Annotated in this window: 6 protein-coding genes; 1 reads left to right on the top strand and 5 read right to left on the bottom strand. The window is 61.4% G+C overall.

Annotation, left to right across the window (positions count from 1 at the left end; genetic code table 11):
- Positions 1–66 precede the first annotated feature (66 nt).
- The gene (locus ACIONG_RS21810; RefSeq protein WP_401302624.1) at positions 67–1,572 is read left to right on the top strand and encodes an AhpA/YtjB family protein; all 1,506 of its coding nucleotides are present in this window, start codon (positions 67–69) and stop codon (positions 1,570–1,572) included.
- A 250-nt stretch (positions 1,573–1,822) separates the two neighbouring features.
- Here ACIONG_RS21810 and ACIONG_RS21805 read toward each other — a convergent pair whose 3' ends face one another.
- The 5 genes from ACIONG_RS21805 to parE all read right to left on the bottom strand — a co-directional run.
- Positions 1,823–2,533, bottom strand: a complete 711-nt coding sequence (locus tag ACIONG_RS21805; protein WP_103304646.1) for a membrane integrity-associated transporter subunit PqiC — start codon at positions 2,531–2,533, stop codon at positions 1,823–1,825.
- 177 nt (positions 2,534–2,710) lie between these two features.
- Positions 2,711–4,975 (bottom strand): DNA topoisomerase IV subunit A, encoded by a 2,265-nt coding sequence (gene parC, locus ACIONG_RS21800; protein WP_103304645.1) that lies wholly within the window; start codon positions 4,973–4,975, stop codon positions 2,711–2,713.
- Positions 4,976–4,982: 7 nt separating this feature from the next.
- Complete coding sequence (locus tag ACIONG_RS21795) at positions 4,983–5,507, bottom strand: TIGR02281 family clan AA aspartic protease (RefSeq protein ID WP_401302619.1); 525 nt, start codon at positions 5,505–5,507, stop codon at positions 4,983–4,985.
- Positions 5,504–6,493: an esterase-like activity of phytase family protein gene (locus ACIONG_RS21790; RefSeq protein ID WP_103304643.1), complete on the bottom strand. Its 990-nt coding sequence runs from the start codon at positions 6,491–6,493 to the stop codon at positions 5,504–5,506. Before ACIONG_RS21790 ends, ACIONG_RS21795 begins: the two co-directional genes overlap by 4 nt.
- A partial coding sequence (gene parE, locus ACIONG_RS21785) for a DNA topoisomerase IV subunit B (protein ID WP_401302616.1) occupies positions 6,493–8,277 on the bottom strand: 1,785 nt, incomplete at its 5' end. The genes ACIONG_RS21790 and parE, both read right to left, overlap by 1 nt.

Raw genomic sequence — 8,277 nt, 5'->3', positions numbered from 1 at the left:
GCGGCGCCGGACGAGCGCCGGGCGCTAGACGGCGCGCCAACGACACGGACACCAGAGCCGACCTCAGTGAACCGGCCCCCGCCAGTTAAAACCGATCACTTCTTCCTGCTGATCTTCCGTGCACTGCGCCATCGCCGTGTACCGATTGCATTGCGCATTGCCAGCCATAACGTGATCCTGGTCGCTCTGGCCCTGGTGATCTATGCCGGCGTGATGGGTTTGCAATTCAAGCAGGCCATGCACGAGCAGGCCGATGCGCTGGGCGAAAGCCTGACCACGCAGACCGCCACTTCCGCCACGGAGCTGTTGGTGTCCAACGACATCCTCAGCCTCAACGTGCTGCTCAATAACCTGACCAAGAACAAACTGGTGGCCCACGCGGCGATCTATAGCGTGGACAACCGCATCCTCGCCGAATCCGGTCAGCGCCCCAAGCACAGCCTTTTGGGCGAAGCCGAAGGCATGTACGAGAGCAAGATCACTTTCCAGGACGTGACCGCCGGGCAACTGCGCATCAGCCTCGACATGGATCAGTTCCAGCAGCCGATGACCATCAGCCTGCAAAGCATGGGCATTTTGAGTGCGATTCTGTTGGCGCTGTCGCTAGCCTTGAGCCTGCGTATGGGCCGTTACCTGTCGACGCCGTTGCTGCAGTTGCGCGTCTGGTTGCGTCGAATCGACGAGCACACGCCGGGCATCGACCGTCAGGATGAAATCGGCGATCTGGCTCGTCAGTTGCACGCCAACTACGCGCCGGAACCTGCACCTGAACCGGAACCCGAGTTCGTAGACGAGGACGACGAGCCTGAGTTCGAAGTGCGCAACCTGCGTGATCCGAGCTTCGACGAGACTCGCCCGCTGGCTGCGCAAAAACCCGCGCCACGCCACGTGGTCAGCACCGTCGAAGACGATGAGGACGATGACGCGTTCGCCGATCTGCGTGACGAATCGCTTGCTCAAACCGCGCACCCGGTGATTCGCAAAGCGACGCCAAGCGTGCCGCAACACACGGCCGTGCTGGCGGTGCAACTGGGTTCGCAAGAGCAGCTGCGGCGTTTGCCTAAAGCGCGACTGGACGAATTGCAGGAACGCTATCGCGACTGCCTCGATCAAGCCGCTTCGCTGTATCAGGGTGAAATCGAAACGCTGAACGACGGCAGCACGCTGATGCTGTTCCACACCGAAGATTGCGGTGACGATTACCTGACCAACGCTATCTGCTGCGGCGAGTTGTTGCGGGCGCTGGGCCATCAGTTGCAGATTGAAGTGGCGGACAGCGGTATCACCCTGCAATTGCAGCTGGGCCTGACCCTGGGTGATGAGTTGTTCGGTCTTAGTCAGATTGATCTGCTGCTCACCGATTCGGCTCAGGATGCCTTGGCCCTGTCGCAACACAGCCGCAATCTGCTGCTGGTCGAGCGCAAGATCAGTGATGACGCGCTGATTCGCCAGCGTGCACGGATCCGCCCGATTGCCAGCCCTGAGGGGGCTTGCTGCGTGGAGCGGTTGATGGAGCCTTATCCGTCGATGCTTGAGCGGCAACTGGCGCGGATGCATGAGCGTCGGGCTTAAGCCTCAAGCCTGAAACATCGAAGCCCGCAGACGAGTGATTGTCTGCGGGCTTTTTTGTTGCCTTCACTGGCCCCTTCGCGGGCAAGCCCGCTCCCACAGGAGTAGCGGTGTTCACAAGACCCGTGCAACGCCCGATAACCCGTGGGAGCGGGCTTGCCCGCGATGAGGCCAGCACTGAACACAAAGATCTCCAGCCACCAGACACAACAAAGCCCGCACAAGGCGGGCTCTGTTCTGACTCGATCCAGCGTCAGAAGCGGAACACTTCCATATCCGTACGAATCGGTGATGCCATCGGAATCTTCGGCTGCTTCTCGGCTTCTGCCGCCGGCGCTGCCGGTTTCGGTGCCGCTTTACGCGGAGCCTCGGCCACAGGTGGCTGATTGGCCAGTGGCTTGAGCGCCACCGACAGTTGCTCAGCCAGACGCTGCAACAGGATCCCTTGCGCCTGAACCTGCGAAGCCGTGCTTCCGGCGTGCAGTTCCTGCAGATGGACGATGCGGTTATCGCGCACCTTGCCGCGACGGTCGATCAGGCGCCATTGCGCATCGAGAATCGCCGGTTGTTTCTGACCGGAGTCCAGACGTGTGATGGTCAGCAAGACCTGCACATCCGGAGTAAACCCGGTTGTGGCTGGCGCCAGTACCACACGCTGGCTATCCAGATGACCAGCCACCTGACGCATCAACAACTGATCGATATCCGACGAAAGGCTGCCCGCCCAACGACCATCGGTCGCCGCTTGCAGACTGCCGTCCGGCTGACGTTGCAGCAATGTCTCACGTTGCAGGTAATCGGCTACGACCACCGGGCCCAACAAAACAGCCATGCCTGCGCTTTGCGCAGGCTGAACCGGACTTCCGCTGTCCAGTTGATACAGCGACACCGGCTGGTGAACGCTGCAACCCGCCAGGCCCAAAACGCCGGCGAGCAGGAAAATAAGGGGGCGCAGAGCAGTCATCATCCCGTCCAGGTGGCCGCCACAAGGCTGACCACAGTGAAAATACTCAATAAATATGAAGAACGCTCGGCCACGCCGGCGCTTGGAAAGGCCATATCATCCGTGAATATGCGTTCCGACTCCAGCGCCAAAGCGCCGATCTACGCGTTAAATCGTAGATACGGCGCTCTAGGACGCCTAATTGAGGTTTTCGACGAGCAGCGCATCGACCCGCTGGAAGCCACGAGGGAGTTTATTCCCGCGACGTCCACGCTCACCTTTATAGTGTTCGAGGTCGTCGGCCTTCAGCGACAGGGTCCGTTTTCCGGCCTGCAGCACCAGTGTTGCGCCTTCCGGAAGCACGGCGATGTCCGTGACATATTCTTCGCGACTGGCCACACGCTCACCGGAAATACCGATGATCTTGTTGCCTTTGCCCTTCCCTAATTGTGGCAGATCGCTGATCTTGAAGATCAGCAGGCGACCCTCGGTCGTGACCGAGGCCAGCCAGTTGTGCTCACGATCAGCCACCGGACGCGGTGCGATCACTTTGGCGTTGTTCGGCAGACTCAACAGGGCTTTACCGGCCTTGTTCTTGGCTTGCAGATCTTCGCCTTTGACCACGAAACCGTAACCGGCGTCGGAGGCGATCACGTACAGCGCATCATCTTCCGGCATCAGCACGCATTCGAAGGTCGCACCCGGTGGCGGCGTCAGACGGCCGGTCAGCGGCTCGCCCTGGCCCCGCGCCGACGGCAAGGTGTGCGCGGCGACCGAATAGCTGCGACCGGTGGAGTCGATGAACACGGCAAACTGGTTGGAGCGCCCCGCCGCCGAGGTCTTGAAGCCGTCGCCGGCCTTGTACGACAGGCCAGTGGCGTCGATATCGTGGCCCTTGGCTGAGCGAATCCAGCCTTTCTCGGACAATACGACGGTGACTTTTTCGTTCGGCAGCAGATCGTGTTCGGTCAGCGCCTTGGCTTCGGCGCGCTCGACGATTGGCGAGCGACGGTCGTCGCCATAGGTTTCGGCGTCTTTGATCAGTTCGGTACGCACCAGCTTCTTCAGCTTGGCTTCGCTGCCCAGCAGCGCTTGCAACTTGGCTTGTTCCTTGAGCAGTTCGTCCTGCTCGTCACGCAGCTTCATCTCTTCCAGTCGAGCCAACTGCCGCAGACGGGTGTCGAGGATGTAGTCGGCCTGGATCTCGCTGAGGGCGAAACGCTCGATCAGCTTGGCTTTCGGGTGCTCCTCGGTGCGGATGATATGGATCACTTCATCCAGGTTGAGGTAGGCGATCAACAAACCGTCCAACAGGTGCAGGCGACGCTCGACCTTGTCGAGGCGGAATTGCAGGCGGCGCCGCACGGTCAGTACGCGGAATTCCAGCCATTCGACCAGCAACGCCCGCAGGTTTTTCAGCTGCGGCTTGCCGTCCAGACCGATGATGTTGACGTTGACCCGGTAGGTAGACTCCAGCTCGGTGCTGGCGAACAGGTGCTGCATCAGCGCTTCGTGGTCGACGCGGCTGTTGACCGGAATGATTACGATGCGGCACGGGTTTTCGTGGTCGGATTCGTCGCGCAGGTCGGCGATCTGCGGAGCTTTCGACGGTTTGGCCTGCATCAGTGCGGCGATCTGCTCCAGCACTTTCGCGCCGGACACCTGGTGCGGCAGCGCGGTGACGATGATGTCGCCGTCCTCGACGTGGTACACGGCGCGCATGCGCACCGAGCCCTTGCCGGTTTCGTACATTTTCAACAGGTCGGCGCGCGGGGTGATGATTTCCGCTTCGGTCGGATAATCCGGGCCCTGAATGTGTTCGCAGAGCTGTTCGACCGTGGCTTTCGGCTCATCGAGCAAGCGTACGCAAGCGGTGGCGACTTCGCGCAGGTTGTGCGGCGGCACGTCGGTGGCCATGCCCACGGCGATACCGGTGGTGCCGTTGAGCAGAATGTTCGGCAAGCGCGCCGGCAGAACCAGCGGCTCCTGCAGGGTGCCGTCGAAGTTCGGGCCCCAGTCGGCCGTGCCCTGACCCAGTTCGCTGAGCAGCACTTCGGAATAACGCGACAGGCGCGCTTCGGTGTAACGCATGGCGGCGAAGGACTTCGGATCGTCCGGCGCACCCCAGTTACCCTGGCCATCGACCAGCGTGTAGCGATAGCTGAACGGCTGGGCCATCAGCACCATCGCTTCGTAGCACGCCGAATCGCCGTGCGGGTGGAACTTGCCGAGCACGTCACCGACGGTACGCGCCGATTTCTTGTGCTTGGAATCGGCGTCCAGCCCCAGTTCGCTCATGGCGTAGACGATACGCCGCTGTACCGGTTTCAGGCCGTCGCCGATATGCGGCAGAGCACGGTCCATGATCACGTACATGGAGTAGTTGAGGTAGGCACTTTCGGTGAAGTCGGCCAACGATCGGCGTTCTACACCGTCCAGGCTGAGATCAAGGGGGTTGCTCATGCAGGCCTCATCGGTTCGTTGTCTGGCGCAGCAGCATGGTGCCACCGCGCTGAGTAAATTCAAGTTTGTTCAGTGCGCTCATACCGAGCAGCACCTGATCGCCATGCAGCCCCGGCGCCACCAGTGCGCGAACATCCCGCAGCACGATGTCGCCCAGTTGCAGGCGGGCAATTTTTGTCCGATAGCCCTGGCTCAGGCCATTGGCCGTGCTCAGGGTCACACCGAAACCTTCTTCCAGCTTCAAACGCTTGGCCAGATCCGCCGGGATCGCCACATCGGTCGCGCCGGTGTCGAGCATGAACTCCACCGGCTCACCGTTGATCTGGCCGCTGGCGACAAAATGCCCTTGGGCATTGCTCGCCAGCTTCACTTCAATAAAGCCTTCGCCCTGCTCCGAACTCACGACGACGTTCGGATTCTGCTGGCGTTGTTCCCACTGGCCGAAAAACCGTGTGGCCAGAAAAAGTGCAGCACACCACGCCAGAATCATCAGCACCCGACAGGCGCGTTTGCCCGGCGGTTGCTGGCTCACGGCTTGGCGCTCCAACCACCGTCAGGCGCGGCAAAGCGCCAGACGATCGGGCGTTTTTCGCCGTCGTTGCGGGCACCGTCGTTGTTGTCGATGCCGATCCACGCGCCCTGGGCATCCACCACCAGCGCTTCCGCCAGACCGTAGGCCTGTGAGTACTGGCGCTGTGGCTGCAAGGCATCTTCGGCATACGACCAGCACAGCTCGACCTTGGCGGTTACCGCATCGCGACGACAAATCTGGAACGCATTGCGCTCGAGGGTAAACAGCTTGCCGTTGAACAGCGACAAATCAGCGAAGTCGCGGGTGACGGCACGGGCCTTGGGAAACTGCGGCGGCTGCATCTCGACCCCGCCTTCGCTGAGCAGCACGCAGGCGCCCTCGCAATCCCAGACCGTTTGCTGCCGCTTGATCTTCAGCAGGCCACGGCGCTCACGCTCGGCGGCCAGCCACAACTGATCGCCCGCCGGGTTGATCGCCAGACCTTCGAATAGTGCGTTGAAGTGCAGCAACATGCCGCTGGCCCGAGCCTCTTTCACCAGCATCGGCGAAATCTTCAGCCACGACGCCGGGCCTTGTGGCGGCACTTGCAGTACCGCTGCGTGGGCCTCGCTGACAATGTAGCGATTGCCGGCGTTGTCGCAGGTGATGCCTTCGAAATCAAGATCGCCGCCACGAACGAACGAGGCCGCCCAGGTGCGCGAACTCAAACCCCAGGGCAAGCCGCTGTCAGGCACCTTTGGCACATCGATGTGCACGGTTTCCGCCAGCCAGACTTGATCTGCGGTTTTAAGCCGGTAGATCTGCTCATCATCGCGGTCGGACACCGTCCACAACTCATTGCCGCACAAGGCCAGCCCCGACAGGTTGCCACCGCGCATACCGTCGACCGGGTGCTCGGAGAGCAGGCGCAATTCCTGTAACGGCTCGGCCGAAACGGTCATCGCACTCAGCAGTAACGCACCTGCCAGGGCCCAGCCAAATCGCATCAGGCCAGCACCTCGGCGAGGTTGCCCTTGGATTCGAGCCAGGTCTTGCGGTCACCGGCGCGTTTCTTCGCCAGCAGCATGTCCATCATTTCCGAGGTTTCGGCAAAGTCTTCGCCCAGCGTCAATTGCACCAGACGGCGAGTGTTCGGGTCCATGGTGGTTTCGCGCAACTGCGGCGGGTTCATCTCACCCAGACCCTTGAATCGGGTGACCTGCGGTTTGCCGCGCTTCTTCTCGGCTACCAGACGGTCAAGAATGCCGTCGCGCTCAGCTTCGTCGAGGGCGTAGTAAATTTCTTTGCCGAGGTCGATGCGGTACAGAGGCGGCATCGCGACGTAAACGTGACCGGCATCCACCAGCGGGCGGAAATGCTGGACGAACAACGCGCACAGCAAGGTCGCGATGTGCAGACCGTCGGAGTCGGCGTCGGCGAGGATGCAGATCTTGCCGTAGCGCAACTGGCTCATGTCTGCGGCGCCCGGATCGACACCGATGGCCACGGCGATGTTGTGCACTTCCTGACTGGCGAGCACTTCGCTGCCGTCGACTTCCCAGGTGTTGAGGATCTTGCCGCGCAACGGCAGGATCGCCTGGAATTCCTTGTCCCGCGCTTGTTTGGCGGAACCGCCGGCGGAATCACCTTCGACCAGAAACAGTTCGGAACGCATCGGGTCCTGCCCGGCGCAGTCAGCCAGCTTGCCCGGGAGTGCAGGGCCCTGAGTGACGCGTTTACGCTCGACTTTCTTGCTCGCCTTGAGGCGGCGACCGGCATTGTTGATCGCCAGTTCGGCCAGCGCCAGACCGGTTTCCGGGTTGGCATTGAGCCACAGGCTGAACGCATCTTTCACGACACCGGAAACGAACGCCGCCGCTTCCCGGGACGACAGACGCTCTTTGGTCTGGCCGGAGAATTGCGGCTCCTGCATTTTCATCGACAGGACGAAAGCGATGCGCTCCCAGACGTCTTCCGGCGCCAGCTTCACGCCGCGCGGCAGCAGGCTGCGGAATTCGCAGAATTCGCGCATCGCGTCGAGCAAGCCCTGACGCAAACCGTTGACGTGGGTACCGCCCTGCGCCGTCGGGATCAGGTTGACGTAGCTTTCCTGCACCGCGTCGCCACCTTCCGGCAGCCACAGCAGCGCCCAGTCGACCGCTTCCTTGTTACCGGCGAAGGCACCGCAGAACGGTTCGTTCGGCAGGCGCTCGAATTCGCTGACAGCGTCGACCAGATACGAGCGCAGGCCGTCTTCGTAATGCCATTCGACTTTCTCGCCGGTGCCTTTGTCTTCGAAGCTGACCAACAATCCCGGGCACAGAACGGCCTTGGCCTTGAGTACGTGCTTGAGGCGGCTGATGGAGAATTTTGGTGAATCGAAGTATTTCGGATCCGGCGCAAAGTACACGCTGGTGCCGGTGTTGCGCTTGCCGACCGTACCGACAATTTCCAGCTCGGAGGCTTTGAAACCGTCGTTGAAGGTCATCTGGTATTCGTTGCCGTCACGCTTGACGCGCACCCGGACTTCGGTCGACAAGGCGTTGACCACAGAAATACCCACGCCGTGCAGACCGCCGGAGAACTGGTAATTCTTGTTGGAGAACTTGCCGCCCGCATGCAGCTTGGTGAGGATCAGCTCGACGCCCGACACGCCCTCTTCCGGGTGGATGTCGACCGGCATGCCACGGCCGTCGTCGCTGACTTCCAGCGAGTGGTCGGCGTGCAGGATGACCTGTACCGATTTGGCGTGGCCGGCCAGGGCTTCGTCGACGCTGTTGTCGATGACTTC

It is taken from the genome of Pseudomonas sp. NPDC087817 (assembly GCF_044742875.1).
Classification (GTDB): domain Bacteria; phylum Pseudomonadota; class Gammaproteobacteria; order Pseudomonadales; family Pseudomonadaceae; genus Aquipseudomonas.
The sequence above is the reverse complement of the archived record's forward strand: the minus strand, read 5'-3'. Positions and strand labels throughout refer to the sequence as shown.

Excerpts from the sequence above, each read along its gene's own strand:
- ACIONG_RS21805 (WP_103304646.1), bottom strand. The coding sequence starts at position 2,533 with ATGACTGCTCTGCGCCCCCTTATTTTCCTGCTCGCCGGCGTTTTGGGC.
- parC (WP_103304645.1), bottom strand. The coding sequence starts at position 4,975 with ATGAGCAACCCCCTTGATCTCAGCCTGGACGGTGTAGAACGCCGATCG.
- ACIONG_RS21790 (WP_103304643.1), bottom strand. The coding sequence starts at position 6,493 with ATGCGATTTGGCTGGGCCCTGGCAGGTGCGTTACTGCTGAGTGCGATG.